The sequence below is a fragment of the Streptomyces sp. NPDC005423 genome (genome assembly GCF_040606415.1).
Taxonomy (GTDB): domain Bacteria; phylum Actinomycetota; class Actinomycetes; order Streptomycetales; family Streptomycetaceae; genus Streptomyces.
Genome location: NZ_JBEXET010000001.1, coordinates 558,643 through 585,422, shown reverse-complemented (window position 1 = coordinate 585,422; position 26,780 = coordinate 558,643). Strand labels below are relative to the sequence as shown.

The 26,780-nt window shown below is 69.1% G+C and carries 34 protein-coding genes and 1 pseudogene; 2 read left to right on the top strand and 33 right to left on the bottom strand.

The genetic code is table 11. The features are described from left to right. Positions 1-91 precede the first annotated feature (91 nt). Both ABZT12_RS02755 and ABZT12_RS02750 read left to right on the top strand, forming a co-directional pair. Entirely contained in the window at positions 92-841 is a 750-nt protein-coding gene (locus ABZT12_RS02755; protein WP_356376108.1) for a DUF6879 family protein, read from the top strand. A gap of 10 nt (positions 842-851) precedes the next feature. Further along, complete coding sequence (locus ABZT12_RS02750; protein WP_356376105.1) at positions 852-1,703, top strand: helix-turn-helix transcriptional regulator; 852 nt, start codon at positions 852-854, stop codon at positions 1,701-1,703. Positions 1,704-1,863: 160 nt separating this feature from the next. Here ABZT12_RS02750 and ABZT12_RS02745 read toward each other — a convergent pair. The 33 genes and pseudogenes from ABZT12_RS02745 to ABZT12_RS02585 form a co-directional block, all read right to left on the bottom strand. Continuing rightward, a pseudogene (locus ABZT12_RS02745) lies at positions 1,864-2,046 on the bottom strand (haloacid dehalogenase); the annotation flags it as partial. Positions 2,047-2,119: 73 nt separating this feature from the next. Then, positions 2,120-2,404 carry a hypothetical protein gene (locus ABZT12_RS02740; protein ID WP_356376103.1) on the bottom strand — a complete coding sequence of 95 codons (285 nt, stop codon included), beginning with the start codon at positions 2,402-2,404 and terminating at the stop codon, positions 2,120-2,122. After that, on the bottom strand, positions 2,401-2,628 hold the full coding sequence (locus ABZT12_RS02735) for a hypothetical protein (RefSeq protein WP_356376100.1): 228 nt from the start codon (positions 2,626-2,628) through the stop codon (positions 2,401-2,403). Before ABZT12_RS02735 ends, ABZT12_RS02740 begins: the two co-directional genes overlap by 4 nt. A 3-nt stretch (positions 2,629-2,631) precedes the next feature. Next, positions 2,632-3,648, bottom strand: a complete 1,017-nt coding sequence (locus tag ABZT12_RS02730; RefSeq protein WP_356376097.1) for a glycoside hydrolase family 25 protein — start codon at positions 3,646-3,648, stop codon at positions 2,632-2,634. A 59-nt stretch (positions 3,649-3,707) separates the two neighbouring features. Then, entirely contained in the window at positions 3,708-3,953 is a 246-nt protein-coding gene (locus ABZT12_RS02725) for a hypothetical protein (RefSeq protein WP_356376094.1), read from the bottom strand. After that, complete coding sequence (locus tag ABZT12_RS02720; protein ID WP_356376091.1) at positions 3,953-4,357, bottom strand: hypothetical protein; 405 nt, start codon at positions 4,355-4,357, stop codon at positions 3,953-3,955. Before ABZT12_RS02720 ends, ABZT12_RS02725 begins: the two co-directional genes overlap by 1 nt. Before the next feature lie 8 nt (positions 4,358-4,365). After that, positions 4,366-7,791: a hypothetical protein gene (locus ABZT12_RS02715; protein ID WP_356376088.1), complete on the bottom strand. Its 3,426-nt coding sequence runs from the start codon at positions 7,789-7,791 to the stop codon at positions 4,366-4,368. A 1-nt stretch (position 7,792) separates the two neighbouring features. Then, positions 7,793-9,901 carry a phage tail tape measure protein gene (locus tag ABZT12_RS02710; RefSeq protein ID WP_356376085.1) on the bottom strand — a complete coding sequence of 703 codons (2,109 nt, stop codon included), beginning with the start codon at positions 9,899-9,901 and terminating at the stop codon, positions 7,793-7,795. Between the two features lie 180 nt (positions 9,902-10,081). Continuing rightward, entirely contained in the window at positions 10,082-10,492 is a 411-nt protein-coding gene (locus tag ABZT12_RS02705) for a hypothetical protein (protein ID WP_356376082.1), read from the bottom strand. Positions 10,493-10,505: 13 nt separating this feature from the next. Further along, positions 10,506-10,982 (bottom strand): hypothetical protein, encoded by a 477-nt coding sequence (locus tag ABZT12_RS02700; protein ID WP_356376079.1) that lies wholly within the window; start codon positions 10,980-10,982, stop codon positions 10,506-10,508. Positions 10,983-11,011: 29 nt separating this feature from the next. Continuing rightward, a complete protein-coding gene (locus ABZT12_RS02695) occupies positions 11,012-11,413 on the bottom strand; it encodes a phage tail tube protein (RefSeq protein WP_356376700.1) in 402 nt (133 codons plus the stop codon). Between the two features lie 75 nt (positions 11,414-11,488). Continuing rightward, positions 11,489-12,229, bottom strand: coding sequence for a hypothetical protein (locus ABZT12_RS02690; RefSeq protein ID WP_356376076.1), 741 nt, complete (start codon positions 12,227-12,229; stop codon positions 11,489-11,491). Further along, a complete protein-coding gene (locus ABZT12_RS02685; RefSeq protein ID WP_356376074.1) occupies positions 12,222-12,416 on the bottom strand; it encodes a hypothetical protein in 195 nt (64 codons plus the stop codon). The genes ABZT12_RS02690 and ABZT12_RS02685 overlap by 8 nt, the downstream gene beginning before the upstream one ends. Further along, positions 12,416-12,865, bottom strand: coding sequence for a hypothetical protein (locus ABZT12_RS02680; protein WP_356376071.1), 450 nt, complete (start codon positions 12,863-12,865; stop codon positions 12,416-12,418). Before ABZT12_RS02680 ends, ABZT12_RS02685 begins: the two co-directional genes overlap by 1 nt. Before the next feature lie 8 nt (positions 12,866-12,873). Then, entirely contained in the window at positions 12,874-13,476 is a 603-nt protein-coding gene (locus ABZT12_RS02675) for a phage gp6-like head-tail connector protein (RefSeq protein ID WP_356376068.1), read from the bottom strand. A 6-nt stretch (positions 13,477-13,482) separates the two neighbouring features. After that, positions 13,483-13,773, bottom strand: a complete 291-nt coding sequence (locus tag ABZT12_RS02670; RefSeq protein WP_356376065.1) for a hypothetical protein — start codon at positions 13,771-13,773, stop codon at positions 13,483-13,485. A gap of 17 nt (positions 13,774-13,790) precedes the next feature. Then, complete coding sequence (locus ABZT12_RS02665) at positions 13,791-14,141, bottom strand: hypothetical protein (RefSeq protein WP_356376063.1); 351 nt, start codon at positions 14,139-14,141, stop codon at positions 13,791-13,793. A 64-nt stretch (positions 14,142-14,205) separates the two neighbouring features. Continuing rightward, complete coding sequence (locus ABZT12_RS02660; RefSeq protein WP_356376060.1) at positions 14,206-15,627, bottom strand: hypothetical protein; 1,422 nt, start codon at positions 15,625-15,627, stop codon at positions 14,206-14,208. A 136-nt stretch (positions 15,628-15,763) separates the two neighbouring features. Continuing rightward, positions 15,764-16,567 carry an HK97 family phage prohead protease gene (locus tag ABZT12_RS02655; RefSeq protein ID WP_356376057.1) on the bottom strand — a complete coding sequence of 268 codons (804 nt, stop codon included), beginning with the start codon at positions 16,565-16,567 and terminating at the stop codon, positions 15,764-15,766. Then, complete coding sequence (locus ABZT12_RS02650; protein ID WP_356376055.1) at positions 16,564-17,739, bottom strand: phage portal protein; 1,176 nt, start codon at positions 17,737-17,739, stop codon at positions 16,564-16,566. The genes ABZT12_RS02655 and ABZT12_RS02650 overlap by 4 nt, the downstream gene beginning before the upstream one ends. A 3-nt stretch (positions 17,740-17,742) precedes the next feature. Continuing rightward, positions 17,743-17,910: a hypothetical protein gene (locus ABZT12_RS02645; protein ID WP_356376052.1), complete on the bottom strand. Its 168-nt coding sequence runs from the start codon at positions 17,908-17,910 to the stop codon at positions 17,743-17,745. Between the two features lie 10 nt (positions 17,911-17,920). Next, positions 17,921-19,477, bottom strand: a complete 1,557-nt coding sequence (locus ABZT12_RS02640; protein WP_356376049.1) for a terminase — start codon at positions 19,475-19,477, stop codon at positions 17,921-17,923. Beyond that, on the bottom strand, positions 19,440-19,979 hold the full coding sequence (locus ABZT12_RS02635; RefSeq protein ID WP_356376046.1) for a helix-turn-helix transcriptional regulator: 540 nt from the start codon (positions 19,977-19,979) through the stop codon (positions 19,440-19,442). Before ABZT12_RS02635 ends, ABZT12_RS02640 begins: the two co-directional genes overlap by 38 nt. A 181-nt stretch (positions 19,980-20,160) precedes the next feature. Next, positions 20,161-21,603, bottom strand: coding sequence for a pentapeptide repeat-containing protein (locus ABZT12_RS02630; RefSeq protein ID WP_356376043.1), 1,443 nt, complete (start codon positions 21,601-21,603; stop codon positions 20,161-20,163). Between the two features lie 233 nt (positions 21,604-21,836). Continuing rightward, complete coding sequence (locus ABZT12_RS02625) at positions 21,837-22,169, bottom strand: hypothetical protein (protein WP_356376040.1); 333 nt, start codon at positions 22,167-22,169, stop codon at positions 21,837-21,839. A gap of 14 nt (positions 22,170-22,183) precedes the next feature. Then, positions 22,184-22,477: an HNH endonuclease signature motif containing protein gene (locus ABZT12_RS02620; protein ID WP_356376038.1), complete on the bottom strand. Its 294-nt coding sequence runs from the start codon at positions 22,475-22,477 to the stop codon at positions 22,184-22,186. Positions 22,478-22,541: 64 nt separating this feature from the next. Further along, positions 22,542-22,805 (bottom strand): hypothetical protein, encoded by a 264-nt coding sequence (locus ABZT12_RS02615; RefSeq protein WP_356376036.1) that lies wholly within the window; start codon positions 22,803-22,805, stop codon positions 22,542-22,544. A 32-nt stretch (positions 22,806-22,837) separates the two neighbouring features. Continuing rightward, entirely contained in the window at positions 22,838-23,137 is a 300-nt protein-coding gene (locus ABZT12_RS02610; RefSeq protein WP_356376034.1) for a MerR family transcriptional regulator, read from the bottom strand. Between the two features lie 188 nt (positions 23,138-23,325). Beyond that, the gene (locus ABZT12_RS02605; protein WP_356376032.1) at positions 23,326-24,045 is read right to left on the bottom strand and encodes a site-specific DNA-methyltransferase; all 720 of its coding nucleotides are present in this window, start codon (positions 24,043-24,045) and stop codon (positions 23,326-23,328) included. A gap of 113 nt (positions 24,046-24,158) precedes the next feature. Then, the gene (locus ABZT12_RS02600) at positions 24,159-24,557 is read right to left on the bottom strand and encodes a hypothetical protein (protein WP_356376030.1); all 399 of its coding nucleotides are present in this window, start codon (positions 24,555-24,557) and stop codon (positions 24,159-24,161) included. 184 nt (positions 24,558-24,741) lie between these two features. After that, positions 24,742-25,125: a hypothetical protein gene (locus ABZT12_RS02595; protein WP_356376028.1), complete on the bottom strand. Its 384-nt coding sequence runs from the start codon at positions 25,123-25,125 to the stop codon at positions 24,742-24,744. A 159-nt stretch (positions 25,126-25,284) separates the two neighbouring features. After that, positions 25,285-25,653, bottom strand: a complete 369-nt coding sequence (locus ABZT12_RS02590) for a hypothetical protein (RefSeq protein ID WP_356376026.1) — start codon at positions 25,651-25,653, stop codon at positions 25,285-25,287. Between the two features lie 161 nt (positions 25,654-25,814). Then, the gene (locus ABZT12_RS02585; RefSeq protein ID WP_356376024.1) at positions 25,815-26,753 is read right to left on the bottom strand and encodes a hypothetical protein; all 939 of its coding nucleotides are present in this window, start codon (positions 26,751-26,753) and stop codon (positions 25,815-25,817) included. Positions 26,754-26,780: the final 27 nt, after the last annotated feature.

The window sequence follows — 26,780 nt, the reverse complement described above, 5'->3', positions numbered from 1 at the left end:
GCATGGTCGCCTGCGGGGGCCGGAACGCCATGGAACAGGACCACCCGGTTGGCCATGCTGAGTGCGACCAGCCCCACCCAAGGGAGGCACCGTGGCACGACAGCTTGTCTTCAACGGCACGGACAGCAAGAACGGCGGGTGCCCAGCCGTCCACACCGACACCGCCACCGGCGATGTCATCGTGCAAGGGACGCCGCTCACTGACCCCGACGACCTCGCCCGACTTAAGCACTTCGGACCCGACGATGCGGCCGTCGTCGTGCCGCGCGAACTACTCGTCAACCACGGCCCGAAGGAGATGACCCGCGTGCCGAAGACCATCGACCTGGAGGAGTTCGGCCGCCTTTTCGAGACCTTCGAGCACACGGCCTGGCGCCTGGAGACCCGCCGCGGCTACGCCTCCGACCGAGAAGACCCGACCTACCTTGAGTTCGTCGAGACCGGCGCCATCACCCTCGACTACGACGACGATTGGTCGCGCAACATCCGCCGCCAGGTCATCGCCGGGAAGACGGTCGGCCGCGTCCGCATCGTCGACGAGCCCCCGACCGAAGGCCAACTCTTCCTACTGGCCGACTCGCCCCGCGGCGCGGCCGCTGGCGAAGACATCCGCTGCTTGCCTCGCAGGGAAGCCGACGCCCGCCTCCTGGGAAGCGAAGACTTCTGGATCTTCGACAGCCGCCTAGTCGCACGGCTCAACTTCGACGACCAGGACGTTTTCCACGACGTCGAGATCATCACTGAGCCCGCCGAGGTTCTGCGCTACTGCCAGCTGCGCGACGTCGCGGCCCACGGCGCCACGCTGTGCGGCGAGTTCGCCGCGCAACTACGCACGACCTGACGAGCTGCCGGTGAGTACGGACTACCAGCAGGCCCGCGAGGCCCTCGGCGCACGGCTCCGAGAACTACGCCTCTCGGGCCCGGGTGGCCGGCTCACCGGCACGCAGCTCGCCGAGCGCCTCGGCTGGCCGCACTCGAAGATCTATAAACTGGAGGGTGGCCGACAGACCGCGACCTCCGATGACCTACGCGCCTGGGCCGACGCGGTCGGACAACCCGACGTCTACGACGAACTGCGCGCCAGGCTCAAGGGGTTCGAGTCCCACATCAGATCCTGGCGCCGCCAGCTCTCCGCCGGCCACCGCCCTGTGCAAGACATCTGGAACATCGAGGTCGACCGGTCCAAGACCATCTACGCCTGGGAAGAGTCAGTGATCCCCGGCATGCTCCAGACCGCCGACTATGCTCGGGCGATCTTCCTGCGGTACGCCGACTTGTACGGCACGGTGCGCGACACCGAGGAGGCCGTCCGCATCCGCATACTGCGCCAGCAATGGCTCCACCAAGGCGGCCACACTTTCCACGCACTGATTTGGGAGGCAGCCCTCCATGCCCTGGTCTGCACCCCGTCTGTTCTCGCCGCCCAACTTGATCGTCTCGCGGGCATGGTTGGGATGGACACCATGGAACTGGGGATCATCCCCCTCGGGGCATCACTCAAGATCCCCACCGCGAACGGCTTCTGGATCCTGGACGACCGTCTGGTCGTCGCAGAGGATTGGCACGCAGAGATCTGGCTGGACGACACCGACAACGTGGCCACCTACCAGAAGGTGTGGAACACGCTCAGGGACTCCGCGATCTACGGGCCTGACGCGCAGAACCTGATCAGCAGAGTTCAACGGACGGTGAATCCGCGCTGAACACGATCGCGATCTGCGTGTGGAGAGCTACGACGCCGACAGTGCGAGCTACGCCTACACCAGCGATCCTGAGTCCATGAACGGATACCAAGGCACAGCAATCGTCCTCGCCGAAGTACTCCGGCTTCCCGGCCTCCGCACGGCGCTCACGTTCGGCCTAGAGGTCGAAGCCCGGCTGGAACTCCTGGAACGTCTCGCGGTAGCCGCGGCCCTGCGCGATGACCGCGCGGAACATCGCGTGGAAGGTGTGCCGTGGCACTCTGAGCCAATCCGCCCAGGTCCGGTACTCCCTGGTCTCGTCCACCAGGCACTCACCGACATCGAACATCACTGCACGAATCATGGCCGCAGCGTATCCGGGCACGACGAAAGGCCCCCTGTACGGCCCGTGACGGGCCGTACAGGGGGCATCGTGGTCAGCGGATGAACAGGGCGAGGATGCCGGCCACCGCGCCGGCGATGCCGGTGAGTGCGCCGATCGCGGGCAAGGGCCATCGGTTCCGTTTCAAGGCCTCGACGTCGTGGCGGATTTCACCGATGTCCTTCTCGGTGTCCTGGCGCAACTGCTTGACGTCCTGCTCGTTGCGGTCCGAACGCTCGACAAGCACCGACAGCGAACCTTTGACCTCGGCAAACCCTGTTGCGACCGTACCGCGGAGCCGCTCCAGCTCGACGGCCACCGAGGCTTCCGGGACAGTCATTGTCTGCTCGCAGTGTCGTCGGTCCGCAGCCACGACGGCAGCAGGGCCTGAACGCTCGGCAGGGCCATCACGCGGGCGAGCCCGCCAGCGACTGCGAGCGCTCCCGCCACCCAGGGCAGGGACGCGGGGATACCGGAGGCATTGACGATCCCGGGCAGTACCGCAGCCACACCGACCGTAGTCTGCAAGACCGTACGCGCAGTGCGCTTGGTGGTCTCCTTCATCGGTCAGTCCTCCTGCAGCTTGTCGCCGAGCTGGGCGAGCGCGGCCGTGGCGCCGGCCTCGGCGGCGGCCTGGATCTCCGCTGCGGAAAGGCCGCCGGTGGTGAGCGCGGTCTGTACCGCCTTGACCCGGGCGAGGGTCTCGCGCACTCCCTCGACAGTGGTCTGGGTGGCGTACGTCGCCGTCCACGTGTCGTTCGCGATGGTCTTGCCGTCGGCCGCGTAGTAATCGCTGTTGTTGTACGGCGGGCGTGCGGCCGGAATGACGTCCCGCTCCCAGATGCGGTCCAGGTCGCTGTTCTCCAGGGCGCCGCCGCCGGCGAGCAGCTTGGCGACTACGGCGTCGGCGACCTTGGCAATGTCGTCGGTGGTCAGGGCCACAGAGTCCTCCTCAGTAGTTCCGGATGCCCAGGCGCGGAACGCGGCCTCGGACAGGTAGGCGATGGATCGGTCCACCGGTTGGCTGGTGAACTGCCAGATCAGCGGGGCTCGCCCGCTGGGCTTGGGCTGGGCGGCGGCCTCCGCCTTGCTGTAGGCGGCGGCGCCCCAGGGGTAGGCGGGGTACCAGAGCGGGACGCCGGCGGGCACGTGGCCGGCGGACAGGTCGGAGGCGCTGGTGTAGATGCCGACGCGCTGGCCGGGGAACGTGACCTGGACAGCGGCGATCCAGGCGGCGGCCCACGTCCGGATCTGGGCCGTGCTCCGCCCGGAGTAGTTGCGGCCGTCGGAGTAGCGCTCAAGGTCCAGCCAGTGTGTGAACCCCTGCTTCGCGTACGGCTTGACGGCGCTGATGTAGTTGGCTGCTTCGGCCTTGACGTCCTGGTTGGGCCAGGCGAAGTGGTAGCCGCCGCCGACCAGCCCAGCCTTGAGGATGCCCGCGATGTGCTTGTCGAACGAGCCGTCACGCGAGTGCTGGCCCTCGGACGCTTTGGCGAACGCGAAGACTAGGCCGTCCTTCCTGAGGCTGGCCCAGTCCTGGGTGCCCTGGTACGCGGACACGTCGATGCCGCGGCAAGTGGCCATGAGACCTCCACATGAGAAAGGCCCCGGCCGGTTGGCGCGGGGCGTCCAGTGACAGGCGGTCACGCGGTGGGCGTGATCGGGTCCGAGTACGAGTACGAGCGGTTCGCCGACATCAGGCGGAAGGTCGGTGATGCGTCGATCATGTCGACGAACTTCTGGACGATGGCCGGCACGCCGGGGGCGTCGGGGTTGTCGGTCGTGGCCGTCACATCGAACGTCACCGGGTAGTCGCCGGCCGAGTCGACGCTGTTGGCGGCGATCTTCCACTGGCTCGCCGTCGGGCCTTCCGGGGTGCCGAGAGGCATTAGGGCTCCTTGTTGAAGACGACGTGCAGGCGCAGGTTGCGGCCGGCGACGATGTCGCTGGAGGCCGTGCGGATCGTGCAGACGCCGTCGGTACCGAGGACGAAGCCGCCGAAGGAAGTGCCGTCGTCCCAGGCGCCGTTGACGGTCGAGGCGCTGTTGGGCCGCCATCCTGCGGGCGCGGTGCCGATCAGGGTGTCGGTGATGTTGCCGGTGGTGGCGGTGATGGTGGCGCCGATCCGGTTGACGTAGATGTTCATCTCGACCGTGCCGCCCTGGCGGTTGGCCCAGAAGTTGTTCAGGGTCCAGCCCGTGCCGATCACGAAGCCCGACGTCGTCTCGTCGTCCAGGGAGTAGTCGTTGAGCCGGTCGGCGGTGATCCGCATACCGGCGAGCCATGCGGTCATCGGCGCTCCTACATTCCCGCGTAGACGGGGCTGGCCAGGCGGATGTCCTGGCCGGCCGAATGGGACTTGACCACGCCGTTGATCGAGCGCGTCACGGTGAGGGTCTGCGGGTTGAGCACGGCGAAGTTGTCGTACGACACCGTGACAGGCAGCGTGTTGGTGCTGGCCGAGTCGAGGATGGCCCGTACCCCGACCGAGCCCGCGGCGGTCAGCGAGGTGTCAGTGGCCGTCGCCTGCCAGGTCGTTGGTTCCAGGCCGCCCACGGGCCACACCTTGGCGCGCAGGGTGGAGCCGATCACCTGGAAGCGGATGCGGAAGAAGGTGGCGGCGGCGTGCGTGTAGGGCACCGTGACGGTCGTGATGTCGGTCTGGGCTCCGGCTACTCGCTTCTGCAGCACCAGTGAGATGGCCTGGGTGGTCTGGAAGGTGGCCCGCGCGTAGTAGTGGTTGTTGACGTCGGCGTGCCGGGCGAGCGCGCCCACGTAGTGGGATCCGCCTGTGGCGAGCGCGCTGGTGGCCACGTCCACGACCAGGTCGACGTCTGCGGACGGGGCGGGGATCACGCTGTGCCGGGAGACGTTGATCGTCGTCATGCTGTGTGCGCCCACGCTGCCGGTCACGCTGTAGTCCGATGTGGCCCCGCCGGTGTTCGTCCAGGTGCCGCCGACGTTCGCCGTTCCCCAGCTGCTGCTCGCCGAGCGGGTGAAGGTGTCCTGTACCGCGCTGGTGCACGCGGTGGCCCGCATCACCTCCCCGCCGGTGCGTACGTCGAAGGGGAAGTCGGTGGGGTAGGTCGCCGAGTCGACCCACCAGGCCAGGCCCGTGGTGAAGACGTCCACGGCGGTCTCTGTGGAGTCCAGGGCCTCCGCCAGCTGGCAGCCGCCGGTGTCGGCGGTGCCGTAGGTGCTGGAGCCGACCACGCCGGCGTTCCACGGTTCGCCGGGTACGCAGTTGAAGGTGATGAGCCAGGCGTTGGGTCCGGCCTCCTCGGAGTAGCCGGTCACCAGGACGTCGACGGGGTCGGGGCCGTGGTCCGCGGGGAGGTTCGTGAGGCGGATCTTGTCGCCGCAGTCGATGCGGAGGATGTCGTCGATCAGGGCGTAGACGCGCGCGTTGGCCAGGTTCAGGGTGAGGCGGGCGTAGCGCACCCCGTCATAGGTGCCGAGGTGCAGGCGCATGCCGGCCACCTGGTCGGCCTGGGCGTCGGTCTCGACGCTGTACGTGTACGCCTGGTCATAGCGGCCCACCCCGCCGTCCTCGGGGTTCTGGACGGACATGGCGCCGTCCTCCAACACCTCCCGGGCCGGGGACGAGCCGAACTCGCGTTGCACGGACACGTCGTTCTCGGTGAGCTTGTCGTCGTCCACCGGCTTGAACGGTGCCGAGATCAGACCGGCCGAGAAGTCCAGCGTCAGGCCGGGCGGCTGGTTCCACAGCGTCGACTGCCCGCGGTGGATGACCTCGGGTGCGTCCCGGCGGTCCAGGAGGTAGCCGAAGTTCGTGGCGGACGCCTCGTTCATCAGCTGCAGGAGCTTCTTGCGTCCCTGGATGCCCATGGGCTGCTGGTAGACCGACTCGCCCGCGGTGCTGGCCACGTAGGCGGTCTCGGTCGCCAGGCGCTCGATACGGTCCCCGGCGCGTTCGCCCTGGAAGCCCATGTAGGCGGTGTACATGTCGGCGGCGGAGGGGCCGTTGCCGTCCCAGTAGGTGAGGTAGCCGAACGATCTGTCGGTCATCGTGACGCCGGCGAGGGTGAGGTAGCCCCAGCCTAGGAGGACGTTCGCCACGGACTTCATCACGATGCTGGTGATGGTGCCGCTGGCGAGGAGTGTGCCGTCGACGTACAGGTACCAGAGGGTGGATGAGGCCTGCGGGTCGATGGACAGCCGGATGTGGTGAGGGTTCTCGTTGTAGATCCCCACGCCGTCGATGTTGGCCAGCAGGGCGAAGCTCGACGTCGTGTCTGCGTCGGACTGGCGGATGACCGTGAGCCGGTCGAGGTTGCCGGTGAAGATGATCTGTATCTGCACACGGTTGTCGGCGTCGGTGCCCGCCCCGCGGTCGTAGACGGTGAACTGTCCCGAGGACGGGGTGCCGCCGCCTGAGAGGAACAGGTCCAGGGACCAGAAGGCGTCTGTCCCCGTCGTGCGGCGGCAGGTGCCCCGGATGTCCCCGGAGGTGTTCGCTTTCAGGGACAGGCAGGGCTCGATCCAGTCGGCGAGCCTGCCCTCCGACCAGCCGGCGGCGGTGTCCGTGCCGATGACGATCTCCTGGCGCATGTCCGATCCGCCGACCATGGACCGGGCGCCCAGGGAGGCGGGGCCGTCGGTCAGCGGCCAGCACTCGACGGGGCCGTGGAACTTGATGAACCGCAGCAGCGCGGAGTCGACGGGCTTGTTGCCCGCGTCCATGCGGCGCGTCACTCCGGCCGGGGTGACGCTGACGTAGTTGTCCTTGAGGGACAGGTCCCTGGTCGGCGGCCAGGCGGGCACCTCGCCGGCCATCCGGATGTGCCTGTTGGTGAGGACCGTTGAGCCCTGGTTCGTCCACGTCAGGCCGGTGGCGTCGACGAACGACGTGCCGCCCGCGGTGGCCGCGCTGGTCTTCATGTTGACCTTGGTGGTGGTGCCGTCCAGCAGCTTCAGCGCGTACACCTTGCCGCGCAGCCGGTTGAGGACGCCGCCGCTGGGCAGCGCGTTGAACGCAGTGCCGCAACCGATCTCCAGCGGCGCCGTACCGGGGAAGACCGAGGTGGTGGCCGCGCCCACGATCGGGGCCCCGAGCAGGTTCCATTCGGTGTCGTCGACCGTGCGGCCGGTGTAGAACCGCAGCTCGTAGCCGCCCGCCCCGTTGTTGATGTCCAGGACGACGCGCAGCGCCAGGCGCTGGCCGTTGTAGGCCTTCAGCTCCTCGGTGCAGGTCTGCGTGATACGGCTGGCGAAGGTGCCGTCGGGCGACCACATGAAGGTGGGGAACCCGTCGATCATCTCCAGGGCCCACAGCTCGGCGCTGCCCGGGATGTAGCGCAGGCACAGCATTTGCGACTCGGCCCAGCTCTCCAGGGCGAGGTCGAGGCGCAGGTCGAAGTCGCCGGAGACGTCCAAGGCCGCGGCGTCCGGAGTCTCCAGGGCGTCGCTGCCCAGACCGCCCGCCATGGCGGCCCACGGCGAGCCGGCCGTGTAGCCGAGCCGCATCGGAGTGTTGCGGCCGATTAGGTCGTACAGGGGCGAGGTCGGGTTGCGCGGGGCGTACCGGTTGTCGCGGCTGTCCAGGTCGCACGCGGCCGTGGTCGGCTCGGCGTCCGACGCGGACTCCGACGACAGACCCCGGGTGATGGTCACGGCCGAGGTCGCCACGCGGACGTCGTCGGTGATGGTGTTCCAGGCGCCGCTGTAGAACAGCTCCGCCCACACGGGCGGGGGCAGGTTCGGCATGTCACCCCTCCGCGAACTTGATCACGTCACCGCCGGAGGTGACGCGTACGGACTCCTGGAAGAACTCCCTAAACGCCCTCGACCCGCCGCGCAGTTCGAAGACCAGGCGCGGGGCCGAGCCCTGGCCGGCGCCGAGGGTGGAGGCCGCGCCGGTGAACGGGGTCACGCCCATCGACTGGGCGGTGGGGCGGTAGACGGCGGGGCTGACGAGCGTGGACATGGTCTTGTCGAGGACGTCGCGGTTGTCCTCGGCGCCCATCGCGATGCCGGGCGGGATCCAGTGCCCGACCTCCGCCGCCAGCACCCTCGCCGGTGACCCGATGCCCAGGGCTTTCACGATCGGGCCGGGGATGGTGTCGATGGCCCAGTTGACCAGGGTGGCCTTCAGCCAGCCGCCCATGGCCTTGATGCCGTTCCACAGGCCCGAGACGATGTCCAGGCCCTTGTTGTAGAGCAGCCCGTTCAGATCGCCGAGACCATCGGCCAGGCGCCCGGGCAGCCCCTTGACCCAGTTGATCATGGACGTTGCCTTGGTGACGGCCGCGTCCTTCATGGACTGGAAGGCGCCCGACGCCCGCGAGGTCACGGTGCCCGCCAGGCCGGCCAGCGCGTTCCACAGCCGCCCCGGAAGGGTTGCCTGCCAGACGATCAGCTCGGTCATCTTCGTGATGGCCCAGTCCTTGGCGGAGCCGAACCAGCCGGCGAACTTGCCCGGCAGCGAGCCGAGCCAGTCGAGGGCGTCGCCGATCCCGCCGATCGCCAGCTTCGTGAAGTCGACGATGGCGCCCCACACGGTCGACCAGACGGTCTGGAACCACGTGGTCTTGGTTGCGATGATCACGATGACGGCGATCAGGGCGATGATCGCGAGGACGATCCACGTCATCGGGTTGGCGAGCAGGGCCGCGGTGGAGGCCCAGATCTCGGCGTTCCAGATGGTCTGGGCTGCGGAGGCGATCGCGGTGTAGGTGGCGTAGATCTTCTGGGCGACCGAGACGGCGAGGATGGCGCCCGCGACGATGCCGAGGATCCCGATCAGCGGGCCGAAGGCGCCCTTGTTGTCCATGGCGAACTGGACGAAGATGCCGCCGACTTGGGCGAGTTTGACGGTGGCCTGCCGCTTGAAGGTCTCCAGGGCGGCTGACGGGGAGTCGCTGACGGTCTTGGACATCCGGTCTGCGGCCCCGCCGACCTTGCCCATCGCACTCACCGCGGTCGACGGGTCGAGGGACTCCAACGCCCTTTGCATGTCCTCGGACTGCGTGCCGAAGATGTTCGACGCGATGGATGCCTTCTGGCTGGTGTCCGGGTACTCGCGCAGCGCGTCGAGGGTCTTCTGGAGAGCCGCCGTGGCCTTGGGGCCGCCGGCCGCTACGTCCGCGGCCATCTGCCGGCTGTCGAGGCCCAGCGACTTGAAGCCCGCCCCGGCTGTCGACGTGATGTCGCGGGCCCGGAGGTTGAACTCCTTCAACGAGTCCGCGACCAGGTCGGCGTCCCGGGCACCGCCCTTGAGTCCCTGGGAGATGAGCCCCATGGCCATCTGCCCGTCCAGCCCGAGCGACCGGAATTGAACGCCGTATTCGTTGAACGTGTCGAGCAGGTCCCCGGCCTTGTCGGCTCCGTTCTGGAAACCCTTGGTCAGGACATCGAACGCCTCGTCGGCGTTCTTCACCAGACCGGTCTTGATCATCTGCCCGGCGGCCGCGGTCGTGGGCGTGACCTCCTGGTCGAAGGTGCTCGCCAGGGCCAGGGCCTTGGAGGTGACGCCCTCCAGCCCGCCCTTGGCCTTGGAGACGTCCCCGATGTTCTGGTAGACGCCTTTGATGGCCTCGTCGACTTGCTCGGTGGACTCGCCCCAGTTGTTGGCGTAGACGTCCGCGGAGACCTTGGACAGCTTCGCTGCCTCGGCCGGGCCGACACCGAGCTGAGCGGCCAGCTTCGCGTTGGCCGCCGACATGTCCATGGACGCAGCCACCCCGACACCCAGGGCGCCGGCGACACCCGCAGCGATACCGGTGGCCGCCGCGTCGAACTTCTCCTTGACCTTGCCCAGCGTCTCCGAGACCTGTTCGCGCGCGACCAGGTTGAACACGAGGGAGGTATCGCTCACGCCCGCCTCCCTCCTGGGCAGCGGGCGGTCAGCGCCCAGACTTGATCTTCTCGTTGGCCTCCTGCTGGGCCTTCACGTAGGCGTCGAGCCAGTCGAGGTAGGCGTCCGTCTCCTCGACGGTGAAGGTGTCCCAGTCCCTGCCAGCGATCCCGAGCAGGTGCGCGGCGTCGCCGAGTCGCTTTATCCGGCGATCGGCAGCTGGGCTTTTCCCTGCTCGTCAGGGTCCTCGTAGGCCTCGGCGATCTCCTGGTCCAGCTTCTCCAGAACGGCCGCCAGCTGGTCGGCGGGCACCGACTCGGCGACGTTCTCCCGCATGAGCAGCAGCTCGCCCCTGGAGTGCTCCAGCGTCAGCTCTTCCCAAGCGAAGTCGACGTCGTCGAACTTCAGCGTTGGGTGCTCCCGCTTCTGGTACAGGTACAGCAGCGCGCGCCGGCATCTGCTGTTGCCCTTCAGGACGTCCTGGGTGAACTCGGTGAAGTTCTTGCCGGTGAACCGCTCCAGCATCTCCCGCTCGGGGCTCATGAGCTTCTTGGGCTGGTACTTCCAGCGCTTGGGTTCGTCGCTGCCCTCGGGCTGATAGACGAGGTACACGGCTGCTCGCTTCCTATCGGGCCCGGTTCGCGATGCGCCGGGCCATGTCTTCCATCGCCTGCTCTACGGCGGCCTTGTAGAGGGCCTCGCGGCCCCGGAACGCGCGGTCGAACCACTCCAACTTGCCGCGCTGGTGCGTCCACACGTCGCGGTTGCCGTACACCGGGTGGCGCCAGCCGCTCGCCCTGTTCGTGCGCTTCGGGGCGTTGGCGAAGCCGCGGATGTTCTTGGTCTTGAAGGCCTTCACCCGGGCGCCGGACCAGCGTCCGCCGAGCTTGACCTCGGGCCGGATCTTCCGGGCGATCGACGTGCGCAGCGCGGGCTGCGCGCCGTGCAGGGAGACCATGCCCATGATCGAGTCCTTGGCCTGCTGCGCGCCCGGGCGCAGGGCGTCGCGCATGTTGGCCGCGAGTTCCTTGCGCAGCTGCTTGCCGTCCTCCTCCGCGCGGAGGGCACGGGTGAGGGCCGCCAGCCCGTCGTGCGTCTCCACACCGAGAGAGAACGGCGGGCCGTCGGCCATCAGGCCGTCGCCCGGGCCACGGCCCCCGACGTCGGAAAGCTCATCGACACGGTGGCCTCGTCGCCGATCGACCCAGTGATCGGGTTCCAGCCGTTGATCAGGATGCTGCCCGTGTAGGCGGGGTTGGAGGTGGAACGGGCGCCCTGGTCGGCGCGCACCTCGAACGGCACCACCGTGCCCAGCAGCGGCCACATGATGGCGTCCAGCTGCGCGGCGGCGAAGTCGTTCAGGAAGTCGCAGCCCAGCTCACCGGACTTGAGGCCGCCGATGACTTCCTTCCAGCCCAGAGATGCGTAGTTGGTGACGTCCTTCTCCTCCACCTCGACCGACAACTCGGCCTTCTTGGTGAAGGTGTTCAGGACGTTGGCGTTGATCGACAGGTACTCGGCGAGCAGAACCATCTTGGGCACGGCGGGCCCCCTTTCAGGGCATGACGAAAGGCCCGGGAGCGGGCCGGGTACGAGGTGGGCAGGGTGTTACTGGATGCCGAGCGCCGCGGCGAACAGGAACGAGGGCGTGGTGCCGGAGATCGTCCACGCCACCCGCCACCAGGTGTCCGTGATGGCCGTACCCGCAGTGCGCAGGGTCTGCCCGCTCACCGCAGTGGCCGCGGCCAACGTCAGGCGGGTGGTGGGGCTGGCGAACGTGTTATCCACGGAGGACTCGACGCGCGCGGTGATGCTCGGCGTGGCGGTGCCGGCCACCGAGAGGACGTGCAGCGCCGCGCACATCCGCCTGTTGGCGGCCACGGCGCCCAGGTTGAGGCCTGTCCCGGTGCCGGTCGCGGTGCGCGCGGTACCGGGCGGGTGGGCGAACTGGCCGCGCACCAAAGGCCACGCGGACTTGGCGGTGCCCGTCCACGGGGCGATCTCGCCGACCTCGCCGAGAAGCTTGTAGTCCGAGCGCATGGCCTGCGTGAAGTACGCCAAGTCACCCACGGCCGCACCGCTGTTGGCGCTGATCGACCAGGGGCCGATACCGCCGAGCTGCGCCCAGGACGCGTCATCCACCTTCGTGACGTCCAGGGCCTCCCACTGTCCCTCGCCGGAGATCTCCGCCGAGGCGATCCCGCCGACGACCTCCTTCCACGCCTGCGAGCCGTAGTTCGTGGCGTCCTTGACTTCCGCCTCGGAGGACAGTTCGATCTTGTTGGAGTTGCCGGTCAGGTCGACGCCGACGGCGAAGCACCGCACGTTGGTCAGGACGGTCTTACCCATCGTCGCCTCCCTTGCGGGTCTTGCGGGCGCGCGGGGCGGGCTTGTCGTCGACGGCCTCGGCGACGCCGGAGGCGACCAGGTGCGCGCCCTGCGCCGTCGGGACGTCGGCCTCCTTGCCCTCGTCGGGCCACGGCTCGCCGTTGAGCACCGCGCCCTCGGGCTGTTGCTGGGTGATGCGGATGCGCATCATGTCCTCCCGTCTCCGATGACCCTGACGGCCAGCTCGGCGCCGACGTAGCTGTATCCGGCGTGCTCGTACCAGCGGTAGCCCTGCACGCGCTGCAGGTGGATGTCGTCGGCCAGGCCGCCGAGGGCGAGCTCACCGGGAGCGCCGCGGGCCGCCGTGAACGCCGCCTTGAGCGAGGCCTCGCCCGAGCCGGACAGCATCGCGTCGAGGATGCGTTGGGCGGAGCGGTCATCCGCGCGGCCGGCCAGCACGCGGCAGGTGATGAGCAGCTCGTCGGTACCGCGGCCCATGGTCTGGTCGTAGTTGACCTCGACCTCGCCGACGAAGAAGCACGGGGCGACCACCGCGTCCGGCACGAAGCCGGTGCACGTGAGCTTCCCAACGCCCGCCGGCAGGACGATGACCCGGGCGGCATCCGCGATCGCGTCCTTGATGGGTGAGATCTGCACGCCGCCCCCTATCCGAAGCCGGGCAAGCAGTACGGCTCGATGAGCGCCCACACGTCCGGGTCACGGCGGGACAGGTTCCGTACGCCCCACTCGGCCGAGCCGATGATGCCCTCCGGGGAGTCCTTGCGCTTGTAGAGCCGCGAGGACTGGATCAGGGATGCCTCGGTGATGTCCTCCGGCTCAGCCGGGTAGCCCCACCTCGTGGTGATCCGCACCCGCGAGGCGAACGTTCCCCAACTGCCCCGGCGGAGCAGACCGGTGACCGGCTTCCCCTGGGCGAGCGCGTTGTCCGGCTGGGTCTCGTACCCGGTGACCGGGGACCAGGTCGTACCGCTCCCGGTCTCCACGACCAGGTTCCCGATGTCGCCGATGTCGCCGATGTCGTCGACCAGGAGCAGGTCCCCGTCGGCCTCGCACACGACCCGGCCGGCGAGGCGGAACACCCGAGAGGTAGCGGTGTCGTCCAGCCAGAACCGGCGCCCGGTCACCTTGTCGATGCCACGCGAGGAGGCGCCCAGGGCCGACATCAGCGGGGCGTCCCGGCTGGTGTCGCTGGCCTCGATCCCCAGGCGCTCCTTCAGCGCGGCCAGGTTGCCGTACTCGTGGGCCACCGGTCATCACTCTGCCGGCGGCGTGGACTGCGCCTCGGTCGAGGACGTCGCCTCGGCAGGCTTGGCCTCGGCCTTCTTGGCGGTCGACTTCCTCGCCGCCGGCCTCGCCGGTGTGGTGCCGGCGTCGGCCATCTGCTGCGGCGCGGTGGTGCGGTCCTGCGGGCCGTCCTGCTCGGCGTCGTAGCCGTAGTGCCTGAGCGACTCGTCGACCTGGCGGACGCGGTCCCCGTCGCCCTGGCTGACGTACACGGCGCGTTCCCGCTTCAGCGCGGCGATCATGTTCTCGTCTCGTGCCATGACTGCGGTTCCTCCTGCTACTCGGGGCGGATCCAGACGGACGCCCTATAGGTGGCGCTCGGCGTGGTGCCCGCGACGGTGGACGTGACGCGGACGTAGTTCTTCGTGACGGCCGCGTAGGCGACCCGGTTGCCGGGCGCGGTCAGCTGTGTGATGGCGCTGCCCGGGATCGCCGTCCAGCTGCTGCCGTCGGCCGACTCCTCCAGCGAGGCATCGAGTGTCGGCGGGCCGGTGGCCGCCGTGCAGTGCACGGCCAGCACGACATCGGCGGCGCCGCCCGCCGCGGCGACCGGACCACTCGTGAAGGTGCCGGCGCCCCGCGCGGCGGACGGCAGCGCGACGTCGGCAGTTACGTTCCTGAGCCCCACGGCCCATCTCCTTCGGTGCGTGACGGAGCCGGGCCCGGCAGCGGTCTGCCGGGCCCGGACGGGGTCAGAACGTCGGCTGGGCCAGGCCCGTGCCGCCGACCTTCTGCATGCCGTTGGTGTACCGGCCGAAGGTGTAGGCGAAGTACGAGTAGGCGACCAGCAGGACGCCCAGGCTCGCGGCCTTGGCCTGCTCGGCACGGATGAACATGGGAGCGTTGGCGTCCTCCCACAGGTGGCACTCCGACTGCGGGACGACGTACAGCTCGTCCTCGTTCGTGCCGCCGCCCAGTCCGGTGGGGATGTTGTTGTCGACGATGACCTCCAGGCCGCACGGCAGCACACCGCGCGGGCCGGAGTTGTAGGAGCTGGCGGCGTCGGCCTTGCCCGCGGCCTGCACGGGCAGGTTCGACCAGTTGATCATCGGCCATACGGACTGCATCTGGCTCGATAGCCAGTACCAGCGCCGCGAGTGCATGACCGCGTGCGACGGGCGGCCCATCGCCAGCAGGTTCTGCTCGACGCCGGCGGCTGCGCCCAGGATCTTCGGGTACAGCTCGGCGCCCGTCGGGGAGGAGTCGGTGTAGGCGACGGCCTGCGCGATCGCCGACAGGCCGGTCGTCGCCTGGTTGATCAGGGTCGAGTCGAGGTTGGTGTTCACCCGGTTGATCAGGTCCTGCATCGTGACGTCCTCGATGCCCGTACCGCGGTCGATCGCCTGCCGGGACACGGTCTGCTGGCCCGCCGCGGTCTGCACGGGGACGGTCAGCAGGGTGTCGTCCATGTCGGTCTCGGACACGTTCGAGTTCTCCGACGCCTGCAGCGCGGCGCTGGACGGCGTGGTGATGCGGGAGATGTTCACCGACATGCCCGACTCCGGCAGCGGGTGCGGGTTGCAGGTGTCCGCGAACGGCCGCAGGTTCGCGACGGCGGGCGCGTACATGTCGGTGAGGTACTGCGGCACGGTCAGGCCCGCGAACGCGCCCGTACCGACCGCTCGCTGCAGGTACTCCGCCCGCTCGACGCGCTCCTCCTGCATGTGCTGGGCCAGCCGGAAGGAGGCCTCGACATCCTGGTAGAGGAACTGACGGGAGACGTCCATCAGGAAGTTCTTGCCCAGCGGGTCCTGGTCCTTGCGGTAGGTCCGCTCCTCGCGGCCGACGCGAGCGACCTGGTCGTAGGCGGGCGTGCGGGTCCTCGTCTCGCGGAACTCCTTCTGCTTCGCCTCCCGCTCCTGCTCCTCGACCTTCAGCTTGTTCGTGGTGGCCAGCTTGCTCTCGATGCCGACGATGTCGTTACGGGCCTGGTCGCGCGCGGCGAACAGCTCGGCGACGCGGCCGTCCTCCTCGGTGCTCAGGTTCGAACGGCCTTCCTCCTGCGCCTTGTTGAGGATCAGCGTGACCTCGGCGCCGCACTTCTTCAGCCGCTTCTGAGCGGCCTCCAGCTCGACCTCGATGCTCGCGATCAGGTCGTCGATGGTTCCGGGCATGGGTGTGTTCCCTCCGTACAGATGGGTCGTTGGGTGCAGCTACAGCGAGGCCACGGCCCAACCCGGGTCATCTGCCGGGCGGCACAGGGCTGCGCGTCCGGGCATCTGCCGGACCGCGCGCTGTGTCAGGAAAGACTCAGTCCTCGTCGGCCTGGACGAGGAGCTGAGTGCGGAGCATGGAGATCGACCGCCCGGTGGCGGTCGGGGCGGTCGCACGCGCCGGCATCTGCGGCGCGGGCGGTACGGGCGGCAGGCTCAGGTCACCGCGCTGCGTGAGGCGGCTGAGGGCCTCGCGTGCCAGCAGCGGCGGCAGGTTGGGGATGAGGTCGAGGAACTCGCCCGAGCGGGCCGCGATGGAGGTGTGCGGGTTCGCGCCGTAGGTGACGGGACCGACGTCGCCGCGCTCCAGGTCGAACTCCATGATCCGGTACTCGGTGTAGTCCGGGGACCACTGACCCGAGGTGATGCGGAACATGAACGACTGCTCGCGCACGTCCTCGTCCTCGATGGCCTGGACGAGCAGCTGCACGTCCGACCGCTTCGGGTTGAGGTAGGCGCGCTCGCCGAGGCCCTGAGCATCGGCCCACAACTCCAGCCGACTGTTGCGGGTGCTGGCCATCGGGGTGCCCGCATGGTTGAAGCGGAACACGACCTCCGGGTCCGCGCCGAGCGTCCGGTCGGCGGCCCCCGCCGAGACGATCTCGGTGTACGGCCCGTAGAAGTCGTACATCTCGTAGCCCTGCTCGAAGGCGGACGCGTAACCCTCGACCTGGTACCACTCCATCCCGTCATCGCGCTGAACCTTCTTCGCGCGCAGCTGGGAGCTGAACCGCACCTCGGGTGTCTCGGGCCGGTCGCGCGGTACGGCCATCGCCGTCGAGCCCGCCGCGCCGGCGCGGGCCTGGGCAGCCTGCTGCCGCAGGGTCGCCATGTCGGTCATGAGGGTGTGCCTCCTGCTTGCGGGGTCGCGGTGGTGGGCGTCGGGGTGGTGCCCTTGCCGAACAGCCGGTCGAACTCCGCCATCTGCTGCTCCGTGAACGGCGGCTGGTCGTAGAAGGCGCGGGCCTCGGACGGCGTCAGCGTCCGGGAGTCGATGCGCGTCTTGAGGACGGAGGCCTGCGACTGCGGGTCCATCGCGAGCAGCGCGTTGCGGTTCAGCTTCACGAACCGCGGTCGCGAGGACAGGCGGCTGAGCGCGTTCTCGCGGCGGCTCACGGCCGGCCCCAGGGACATGACGAGGAACTGCAGGTTGCGCTGCGTCATGTTCGCGTAGGTCACGGAACTGCCGGACACCGACGCGTCGATCAGGTCGGACGGGCAGTCGAAGAACCGGGCTATGTCGCCGATGCCGAACTGCTTCGCGGCGATCCAGTCGGCGCCCGCCTGCTCGGCCTGGATCATCTCGTAGTCCCAATCGTTGCCGGTGACGAACAGGTCGCGGCCCGCCACAGCGGCCTTGAAGCGCTGCTTCGTCTCGTCGGCCGCCGCAGGTGTGATCGTCTTCGCGGTGTTCTTCAGATGGGCCGAGGGGACGGCCCCGTTGCGGAACCAGTCCATGGCGAACTGCTGGATGGACAGGTACTCGCTGATCGACCACGCGGCGTACGCCACCGGCGAGAGGCCGACCGGCAGGCCCGGGACGGTGTACTGCTTCTCGTGCCAGACCTCGTCTTTTTGGTAGGTGGTGCCGGCGATGCGGTACGTCTTCTTGCCCTTGCGCATCCGGACCGTGACGTCGCTGGACGGCACCAGCTCGATGCGCGCCGGCAGGTTCAGCCCGTCCCTGGCGGTGATCAGGCCCACGGAGTTGCCCGACCGGTCGAGGCCGAACTGGCTGGAGTACATCCACTCCGGCATCTCGACCTCGTCCCCGCCCGGGGTGATCAGGACGGCGGGCTTGGGCACCTCGACCTGGATGCCGTCGACCTTGCGGAACAGGTCTACGGGCATCGTCGAGATGAGGTTCGCGCGCAGCCGCAGACACGCCCACACCGCGCTGTTCCTCAGCGCGGTCTCGTTGGTGACCAGCGCGGCGCCCCCGCCCGTGCCGGGCCGAGGCGGGATCAGCTGGTCGGCGCTCGCGCCCGCGTAGTCGCGTCGGAAGAGACTCACGTCCTACCCCTTCCTCCCCGATCCTGCGGCCAGCCAGGAACCGGCCAGGACCACCGCGCCGCTGACGGCCACGGCCGCCCACCCCAGCCACCGGTACGCTCCCGCTCCCGCGCCGGCCGCGACGAGCAGCAGGCCGGCGGTGTCGAGCACGGTCGTCATCCGCTCGCGCACTGCGCCCCCTTCAATAGATCGAATCCAGCGGGTCGTAGTCGTCGAGCACGTGCGGCCCCTTGGAGACGAGCGCCCAGCGCGCGAGCGTCACCGTGACGAACGGGCTGACGTCCGTCAGCGACGCCGTACGGTCCAGGACCCACGCGTCGCCGACGCGCCGCGACCGGGCACCGCTCACCGCTGCGGTCAGGTCGGCCTGGTCGCGGTGGCGGGCGGTGGCCTGGTTCATGGCGTCGGCCATCTGCCCGCAGGCCTCGACGGCGTCGTTCGTCCGTACGACCGCGAGGTGCCCGCGGTGCGGCTCGTCCTTGTCCTCCGGCGTGGTGATACCGGCGGCCACCAGGTCGTCGATGAGCGATCCGGCCGGGGTCCCGGTCGAGCCGATCGCGACGACCAGCGGGTCCCACAGCGCACACAGCCGGATGAGGGCGGGCACCACCCAGTCCGTGCCCGGGCGCCGGTCGAGGAGCTCCAGGTGCATGTGCCCGTCCTCGCGCTGCGAGGCGGCGCCGATAGACGAGTACGCGCGGTCCTGCGAGACGTCGACCGCGAACGCGAGGAGCTCCGGGTTCGGCATCGACTCCCCGTCGGCCAGCGCGGGCCATGCCGCGGCAGGCACGTTGGCGTCCGGGGGCGGCGCCTTCTTGCGCGTCCGGTTGAGGTAGGCCCGGTCGAACTCCCCGGGGTCCATGGTGTTCAGCTCGTGCCGGATGACGTCCTCGGTGACGGTGAAGCCGAGCGCCGGCAGCGTCGCGTACCAGGTCGCCGGGTCGGCACGGTCCAGGTCGTCCGGTGCGAACCACTCGAAGTAGGCCGTGTGCGGGAAGTCGTGCGGCAGCAGGCCCTCACGCCACAGCTCCTCGATGAGCTCGCGCCCGGCCTGGCGCTTCTTGTTGAGCGGCACGGACTTCTCCGTGCCGCCGGCGGACGCCCACCACAGCTGAGCGGTGGGCCGGGTCAGCATCGCCGGAGAGAACGCCTGCTCCAAGCGGTCGTCCTCGGCGGCGAAGTACTCGTCCATGACGCCGAGATCCAACGGCGGTCCGTGGCCGGCCTTCTCCGTGTTGGACGTGATGCCGATCCGCGAGCGGGTCGCGCGGCTGATGATCGCCTCGTGCCCGTTCGCCTTCCGGATGACGAACCGGCGCGCGAGGCGGGACACCTCGATCGTCGCCCAGAACTCGTCCTCCCAGCGCTCCCGGGCCATGCTGCGGTTCTGCGCGGCGTAGATGATCCGCTGCCGCTTGAAGGCCTGCGCCCGGTGGACCTTGACCGCCAACAGGCCCTGGGTCTTGCCCTGCTGCCGGGGCACGGACAGGCCGACGTGCCGGTACCAGAACCGCATGGTGGCCGGGTCGAGCTCCATGGAGACGTCCCACACGTACCGCTGCCACGGCATGGGTGTGTAGCCCAGGCGCTCCATGACCCTGGCGACCTTGCCGCCCAGCGTCGGGAACTCCGGCCGCCGCGGCGTACCCCACACCGGCGGGCAGGTGAGGCCGTAGCGCTCGCGCAGGTCCTCGGTGAACTCAGTCGGGGGACGCCAGATCGGCGAGGTCGTCGTCATCGTCCGGCTCCTCCGGCGAGAGGGAGCGCAGCTCCGCGAGGACCTGGCGCAGCTCCTTGGACAGGCCCTGCAGAGAGGAGCCGAGCGAGACAGGCGCGTCGACCTCAGCAGCGAGCCGTACGGCGATCGCGGCCAGAGTGGGCGCGGTGGCGTCGAGGACTTCAAGGTCACCGAGGGCCGCGATGTCGTCGAGGACCTGGGCGCGCACCGCCCCAGGGGCGGCAGTCGCCGAGACGGGATCAGGCTCTGTGGTCTCGTCGCCGGGCAGCAGCCGGGCCGGCGGGACGTCGAGGGCAGCGGCGATCGCCACCAGGTCCCCGACATCGACGCGCCGGGCACCCGACTCGATCTTCCCGAGCACCGACGAGCTCATGGGTCGCCCGCCGGCGGTCACCAGCTCGGCCAGGTACCGCTGGTCCCAGCCGCGACCCTGGCGGTACTTCGCGATGGTGGCCGCCACGTGCTCGCCGGCCTCGCCGATCTCGATCGCCCGAGCCGCCATGATCGCCTCCCCTATACGCCGGACACCGGTCCGCGATCATGGCGGCACCCTGGGAAGGCCGCGGGGAGAAAAATAAAAGCTGGGCGCGGGGTTGCGAAGGCGATCTTCCCTAAAAAATCAAGGAATCCTTTGATCGATTCGGTCTGGTCACCTCGATCCGACCGCAGGACGCATCGGACTGTCACGAAGCCGCAGGTGTTCCGACGGAGACGTAGAAGCTGGCAGGCATCTTGGTGTCTTTGTCTGTTACCGCTGAGGTCGCCCGCTGTGGCGTCAGGGACAGGACGCCTGATAAGTCAGCCCCGCTCAGGTTGGCCTTCGTGAGCGTCGCCCTGAACAGGTTGGCCTTCGTGAGCGTCGCTTCGCTCAGGTTGGCCTCCGTGAGCGTGGCCTGCCTCAGGTTGGCCTCCGTGAGCGTCGCCCTGAACAGGTCGGCTTTCGTGAGCGTCGCCCCGAGCAGGCTGGCACCCGTGAGCGTCGCTTCGCTCAGGTTGGCCTCCGTGAGCGTCGCCCTGAACAGGTCGGCTTTCGTGAGCGTCGCTTCGCTCAGGTTGGCCTTCGTGAGCGTGGCCTGGCTCAGGTTGGCCTCCGTGAGCGTGGCCCCGCTCAGGTTGGCCTCCGTAAGCGTCGCCCCGCTCAGGTTGGCCTTCGTGAGCGTCGCTTCGCTCAGGTTGGCCTCCGCGAGCGTGGCCTGGCTCAGGTTGGCCTTCGTGAGCGTGGCCTGGCCCAGGCCGGCCTCCGTGAGCGTCGACATGTACAGGTCGGCCTCCGTGAGCGTCGACATGTACAGGGAGGCCTCCGTGAGCGTCGCCCGGCTCAGGTCAGCCTTCGTGAGCGTCGCCCCGTGGAGGTAAGCCTTCGTGAGCGTCGCCCCGCTCAGGTCAGCCTCCGTGAGCGTCGCCCCGCGCATGTCAGCACCCGTGAGCGTCGCCCCGCTCAGGTTGGCCTTCGTGAGCGTCGCCCCGCGCAGGTCAGCACCCGTGAGCGTCGCCCCGAACAGATCGGCCTGAGTGAGGTCGGCGCCGGCGAGGAGGGCGCCGGCGAGGTGGAGGCCGTGGAGGTCCAGTTTTTCGCGTGGGTCGACGTGGGTGCGTGATTCGGTGCGGGTGAGGGCCGTGAGGGCGGCTTGCACGTCGGCACTGGGCTCGGCGGGCAAATCGCTGTTGTGGGGAGCCGGATCGTCGCGACTGGCGCTGTCGGGGTCTGGGGTGGGTGCGGTTTTGGGGGCGCGGTGGCGGATGAAGTGGCCGAGGACGCGGGCGGCGTCGGTGGCGGCTTGTTCGGGGGCGTCCTGCACGATCTGTTCGAGGGCGAGGATGCCGCCGATGCGTACATAGATTTCTGGTGATCCGAGCCGTTCGAGGGCTTTGGTGAAGCGGTCGGTGATCTGGCCGCGTCGGGTGAGGCGGTAGGTGCGTGCGGTGTAGAGCAGGGCGATGCCGGCGCCGAGCGCGGCAGTGAAGGCGACCACGGCGGTACGCAGGCCGGTGACGAGGGCCGCAGATCCCTTGGCCAGCTCGGTCCGGTCGATGTATTTGGCGTCGATGATGTAGGGGCCGCGCCAGACCAGCCAGGGCAGCACCAGGAGTAACACGAGCACTCCGGCCACAATCAGAGCGATCATGCCCCACCGTCGGGCGTGCTCCTTTCGGCGGGCTCGCGCCCTGCGCCGCTCCAGCTCTGTCATAGCCAGCCATTTGCTCCGGCGTCGCCCATGCCGCTGCCGGAGGGAGCGCACGAAGCGCGGTGTTCTCATGACTCCGTACATGCCGATCTGGCGGTGTTCGGTTGCGGCTGTCCCTTTCTTGCACGTAGCAGAATGGGCGAGTTCGCCAACGGAGCTGCAGCATGTAGCGCTCAGTGGTGATCTTGGGCATCGGTGCTCTCCAACGTGGACCACACGGGTTCCAGCGGTGGTGTGAGGACGCGGGCCACACGTGCCCACATCTCGGCGAGACGTAGGGCTTCGGTGGACCGTACGCCGTGGAACTGGGCCAGGCGGCGATCGTCGGCCATGCGGTCGCGCTGCCAGGCGCTGTCACTGACTTGGCGGGCGCGGGCGTCGTCCTCGTGCCGGATGGCCTTGCCGTACTCGGCAGTCGCTCGCTCGGCCCAGCCGAGCGCGGCCTGACAGGCACGGTCGTGGCGGGCGGTGAGCCCGGCGGCCGAGGTCTCCTCGGTGGTGGTCACAGGGCTCCGTTCGGTCAGGGTCCGGCGTACCAGTCCACGGATGTGACGAGGTGCTTGACCTCGCTGAGCAGCTTGTCGCCCTTGTCGTTGTTGCACTTGCGGCCGCATGTGGGGCAGCCCTCGACGCCGTGGATGGGGGCGAGGTTGCCGGGGTCCTTGCGGGCGCCGCCGCGCTTGACGGGGATGACGTGATCTGCAGCGTCGGAGCCGGGATGGCCGCACATGATGCAGATGTCCGAGGCGGCGAGGATCTGGGCGCGGATCTTGCGGTACTCGTATTCGGCGAGTTCGCTGCGGTCGGTGGCCACGTCCACCTCCGGGCATGCCGAGGCCCGGCCGCGCGGGGTGCGGGCCGGGCCAGGCGGTGGCTTGTCAGACTCTGCGGCGGAACAGGCAGACGAGGCCGATGCGTTCGCCGCCGAGGGTCTTGGACTCGGCGGCGGCCATGTTGGCCAGGGCCCAGCCCTCGGCCTCGACGGCTTCGATCTGCTCGCCGACGCCGGCCATCGGTGCGGTGGTCGCGCTGGTCTTGTTCGCCTCGATGAACTTGTAGACCAGGACGGATCGCCCTTCGGCGTAAGCCTTCTTTGCCTCGTCGGTGGCCTTGCCGGCCTTGGCGTTGTTGATGAACCCCATGGTTCCCCCTGGGACACGGTGATGAGTGGGGCTCAGGGTGTCAGCACAGGGTGATCGTCCACGGGAGTGTGACTGTTCTGTGACGAGGGGGCGCCGATGTCGACGAGGCGCAGGGCGCGGTTGCGGGTTGCTTTCTCGGCGAGGGCGAGGTCGGCGAGGGCGTAGAGGGGGTGGCCGTGGTCGTCGAGGCCGGTGACCTTGAGGTGTCCTCGGGTGACCCAGTTGCAGATCGCGGAGCGGGTGACGGCGGCTGCGGTGGCGCTGACGGTGCGCCGCCACTGGGTGGCGAGGACGGCGGCCTGGGCGCCGTTGTAGAGGTTCCCGTGGGTCACGTGTGCCACCTCCCTGGGGACGTGCCGCAGCCCCCGGCCTGGGCGGTCCGGGGCTGCGGGCCGGTGCGCGACGTCCGGCGGTTGCGGCGATGTGTAGTCCAATGGGCACACGTGTGGTGCTGGCACCATGTTCACGCTACGTAGGGATCTTGTCCAGTGGGTATGGTCCGCGGCCGGTGCGGTGCCGCCTACGCGGCTGCGGCGAGTCGCTCACCGGCCGTCGTGGCGATCTGTTCGGACAGCTCGATGCCGACGAAGGAGCGGCCGGAGGCGAGGGCGGCGACGCCGGTGGATCCGGAGCCGGAGAAGGGGTCGAGCACGGTGCCCTCGGGGACGCAGATCTTGACCAGTTCGGTCATGAGTTCGTCGGGCTTCTGGGTGATGTGGTGCCGGTTGGAGCCGCGGGGCTGGCTGGCGCTGAAGAGGCCGGGCAGATAGATGGGGTTGCGTGCGGCGTCGACGGGGCCTTTGGTGGCCCACAGGACGTATTCGCAGGCCCGCTTGAAACCGCCTTTGCATGGGCGGGCGATGGGCTTGTGCCAGGGCACGATGCCGCGCCAGGTCCATCCGGCCGCCTGCAGGGCGTCGGAGGTGGCGGGCAGTTGGCGGAAGTCGGTGAAGACCAGGAGGGGTCCGCCGTGCTGGGTGATGCGGTAGCACTGGCCGAGGACGAGGGTCATCCACACGGTGTAGCCGCGCTGATCTCGGGTGTCGCCGTCGAAGTCGGGCAGGTGGTGCTGGGCGTCGCCGCTGACGTACTTGCCGCGGGCGGTGTCGCTGGTGCGCTGCGAGGCGGTCATGCCGCCGGAGTTGTAGGGCGGGTCGGTGATCGTGGCGCTGACTGAGCCAGAGGGCAGGTTGTGCAGGAGGGCGAGCGCGTCTCCTCGGTGCAGGGTCCAGGTAGGCATGTTGGTCCCTTCCGGTGCGGTTGCGTACGCCACGGTGGTGGCGAGCAAGTCGGTGCACTGCCCACCCAGTGTCTAATAGAACACGAGTTCTATCCGGTATTTCCGGGGCGCAGTCACGCCGGCGACGCGCGGCGGTAGCCGCGCCGTCTGTCGAGCGCGCGGGTGACGGTGGCGCCGTACCAGCGGTTGACGCCGTTGTCGGTGTCGTCGGGTTCGGGCCAGCGGCCCCGGGCGAGGTCGGCGCGAATGGTGCCTGCCTTGACGCCGACACCGGCCGCTTCCAGGTCCTGGGCGGTGTACAGCCGTTCGGGTTCGAGGGTGACGGCCTGGCGCTCAACGTGGTCACGGATGAAGTCGGCGACGTTGGCGGCCTCGTACTCCTTGTATCGGCCGCGCTTCCCTGCCGGGGCCGGCCAGGCGGGATGCTGGGCCCAGGACTTGGTGACGGTGTGGATGCTCACCCCGTACGTCTCTGCGATCTCGGGAGCGATCATGCCCGGTCGGTCTACCATGGCTTCGGATTCTCCTTTGCGGAGTCTTCAACTGGTGGGGCCGACGCTCTCTCACCCCCCGGGCGACCGGGGGACAGCGTCGGCCCCTTTTGCTGTGCTGTGAGAGCGGGTGGGGCGCGCCAGCCGTCGGGAATTCCAGGAGGAGGGCCCGCCCCGGGCTGGGTGCTCGGGGCGGGCGGTGCGGCTAGGACTGGTCGCCCAGTCCTCCGTCCTCGATCGCCTCAACGACGGTCGAGAACCGGTCGATCGCGAGCTGGGCCGCGTCGAGCCGCCAAGGTGCGGGTCCGGCCATCTGCCGTATGACGATCAGCTCGTACGCGGTGAACCACTCCAGGATGAGCATCCCGTACGCGGTCCTGAGCTGTTCGGCCAAGGGCTCGTCCTCGATGAGGTCGCGCGCCCTGTCGAGCGCGAAGATCGCATCGTGGTTGGGCCCCGCCTCCCCCAGAATCGGGGGGATGACGACCGGGATGGGAAGGTCGTGCAGCATGTGCTGCAAGTAGACCAGCATGCCCATCACGACCTCCGACAGATCGCGGAGCCGCTCCTTGTCGCCATGGTCTGCCATGGCTTCTCCTCTCTGGAATTTTCAACTGGCTGCCGGTTTCGGGGCTCTCACCCCCCGTTCCGACACGTCTAACTTTACAGCATTCGCGTCTAATATTGCAACACCTCCAGGTGGGGAAATGGGAGCGCCCCCCGGCTGGATGCCGGGGGGCGGAGTGGGTCAGCCGTTGGTCAGGAGCCAGACCATTAGGGGCCTTAGTGAGGCATCTGCGTGAAGCAGATTGGCGCCAACCCCTTCGGCCCGGGTCTCCTCGTACCTCGTTGCGCAGAGCGCATAGAGGTCGATGGCGGCCAGGAGGTGGATGCAGCCACTGAAGAGCTGTGACTCCTGGGTTTCGCCCATCGGCTGATCCTTGGCGAGTGCGGCCACGCGCTGGATTGCGGGGAGCGCGTCGGTGGCGGGGATGTGCGGGTCGATGGGCATCGTGACGGGCACGGGAAGTGCCTGGCAGACGTCGACCAGCTGCGTGTACACGAGGGAGATCGAGTGGGCGAGTGTCGCCAAGATCTCGTCTTCGCGGTCAGCCATCGGCTGTTGTCCTCTCTGGAGTTTTCAACTGGCTGCCGGTCCGGGGCTCTCACCCCCCGTTCCGACACGTCTAACTTTACAGCACTTGATTCTATGATTGCAACACCTCGGGTGTGGAAACGTCCCCCGGAACTCGGTGCGTTCCGGGGGCTGTTGCCGCCCTAGGCCATGCGCCAGCCGGACAGCTGGTCATCGGTGCCGACCTCGGCGGTGAGCCGCTGGCCGGCCAGCTGGTCGACAGGTACGCCGGTCGCGGCCGCGATGTCTGCGGCGGGGTAACGGACGGGCTCGGCGCGTTCTTCGGTGGGGACGTCGGCGACGATCTCGGCCTGGTCGCCGAAGAGCAGCAGGACGCGGACGGGGACGCGCTCGGTCATGGGGTGGGTCCTCTCGTGAGTGGCAGTCCGAGTCTCTAGGAGGACGCGGGCCGCGTGCTGGTCGTACTGGCCGGGGGCGAGCTGGTGGCCGCAGTTGAGGCAGTGGATGTGCCAGCGGCCGTCGGTGCGGACGAGTGCGCAGAGGTCGCAGACCGGGCACGGGGCGGCGCGCGGATGCTGCTGGGGGGTGGTGTGGGTGAGGGTGCGCATGCGGCGGACGAGGTCGCCGACCTGGCGGTGGAACTCCGGGGCGATCGGGAGCGTGAGGGCGAGCGGCAGGTACGCGATGAGCCAGCCGCACCAGCCGGGGATGCTCTCGCCGCGCCGGGGCACGGCTTGTTCGCAGGGGCGGGTGTGGGCGGTGCCGTACAGGTCTCGGCCGGTGGCGGGGTAGTGGTAGGCGATGTGTCCGGCCCAACTGCCGAGGAAGGCCAGGATGGGGACGGTGGTGTCCTCGTCGGGGTCGACGGGTCCGGGTGGTACGGGGTGGCCGGGGCCGAGGAGGACCAGGACGCGGAGGTCTACGGGCAGGGGCGCGTGCGCGCGGCCGGTGCCGCCGAGGCGGCCCTCGGCGGGCCGTCCGCCGGCGGCGACGAACTCCTCCAGCAGGCGGGCCTGCGCGGGGATCTCGGCGAGCCAGCCGCGCAGTTCCCCGGCATGCAGCTGGCACAGGTGTTGCCCGTCGGGTGCAGTGCGCGGGCAGACAGGGCAACCGTTGCTCATGATCATTCTTTCCGGCCGGGGCTGTCC

Coding starts and splice junctions, on each gene's coding strand:
- ABZT12_RS02740 (WP_356376103.1), bottom strand. CDS start 2,404: ATGACTGTCCCGGAAGCCTCGGTGGCCGTCGAGCTGGAGCGGCTCCGC.
- ABZT12_RS02735 (WP_356376100.1), bottom strand. CDS start 2,628: ATGAAGGAGACCACCAAGCGCACTGCGCGTACGGTCTTGCAGACTACG.
- ABZT12_RS02730 (WP_356376097.1), bottom strand. CDS start 3,648: ATGGCCACTTGCCGCGGCATCGACGTGTCCGCGTACCAGGGCACCCAG.
- ABZT12_RS02725 (WP_356376094.1), bottom strand. CDS start 3,953: ATGCCTCTCGGCACCCCGGAAGGCCCGACGGCGAGCCAGTGGAAGATC.
- ABZT12_RS02720 (WP_356376091.1), bottom strand. CDS start 4,357: ATGACCGCATGGCTCGCCGGTATGCGGATCACCGCCGACCGGCTCAAC.
- ABZT12_RS02715 (WP_356376088.1), bottom strand. CDS start 7,791: ATGCCGAACCTGCCCCCGCCCGTGTGGGCGGAGCTGTTCTACAGCGGC.
- ABZT12_RS02695 (WP_356376700.1), bottom strand. CDS start 11,413: ATGGTTCTGCTCGCCGAGTACCTGTCGATCAACGCCAACGTCCTGAAC.
- ABZT12_RS02690 (WP_356376076.1), bottom strand. CDS start 12,229: ATGGGTAAGACCGTCCTGACCAACGTGCGGTGCTTCGCCGTCGGCGTC.
- ABZT12_RS02685 (WP_356376074.1), bottom strand. CDS start 12,416: ATGCGCATCCGCATCACCCAGCAACAGCCCGAGGGCGCGGTGCTCAAC.
- ABZT12_RS02670 (WP_356376065.1), bottom strand. CDS start 13,773: ATGGCACGAGACGAGAACATGATCGCCGCGCTGAAGCGGGAACGCGCC.
- ABZT12_RS02660 (WP_356376060.1), bottom strand. CDS start 15,627: ATGCCCGGAACCATCGACGACCTGATCGCGAGCATCGAGGTCGAGCTG.
- ABZT12_RS02655 (WP_356376057.1), bottom strand. CDS start 16,567: ATGACCGACATGGCGACCCTGCGGCAGCAGGCTGCCCAGGCCCGCGCC.
- ABZT12_RS02640 (WP_356376049.1), bottom strand. CDS start 19,477: ATGACGACGACCTCGCCGATCTGGCGTCCCCCGACTGAGTTCACCGAG.
- ABZT12_RS02635 (WP_356376046.1), bottom strand. CDS start 19,979: ATGGCGGCTCGGGCGATCGAGATCGGCGAGGCCGGCGAGCACGTGGCG.
- ABZT12_RS02630 (WP_356376043.1), bottom strand. CDS start 21,603: ATGATCGCTCTGATTGTGGCCGGAGTGCTCGTGTTACTCCTGGTGCTG.
- ABZT12_RS02615 (WP_356376036.1), bottom strand. CDS start 22,805: ATGGGGTTCATCAACAACGCCAAGGCCGGCAAGGCCACCGACGAGGCA.
- ABZT12_RS02605 (WP_356376032.1), bottom strand. CDS start 24,045: ATGCCTACCTGGACCCTGCACCGAGGAGACGCGCTCGCCCTCCTGCAC.
- ABZT12_RS02600 (WP_356376030.1), bottom strand. CDS start 24,557: ATGGTAGACCGACCGGGCATGATCGCTCCCGAGATCGCAGAGACGTAC.
- ABZT12_RS02595 (WP_356376028.1), bottom strand. CDS start 25,125: ATGGCAGACCATGGCGACAAGGAGCGGCTCCGCGATCTGTCGGAGGTC.
- ABZT12_RS02590 (WP_356376026.1), bottom strand. CDS start 25,653: ATGGCTGACCGCGAAGACGAGATCTTGGCGACACTCGCCCACTCGATC.
- ABZT12_RS02585 (WP_356376024.1), bottom strand. CDS start 26,753: ATGAGCAACGGTTGCCCTGTCTGCCCGCGCACTGCACCCGACGGGCAA.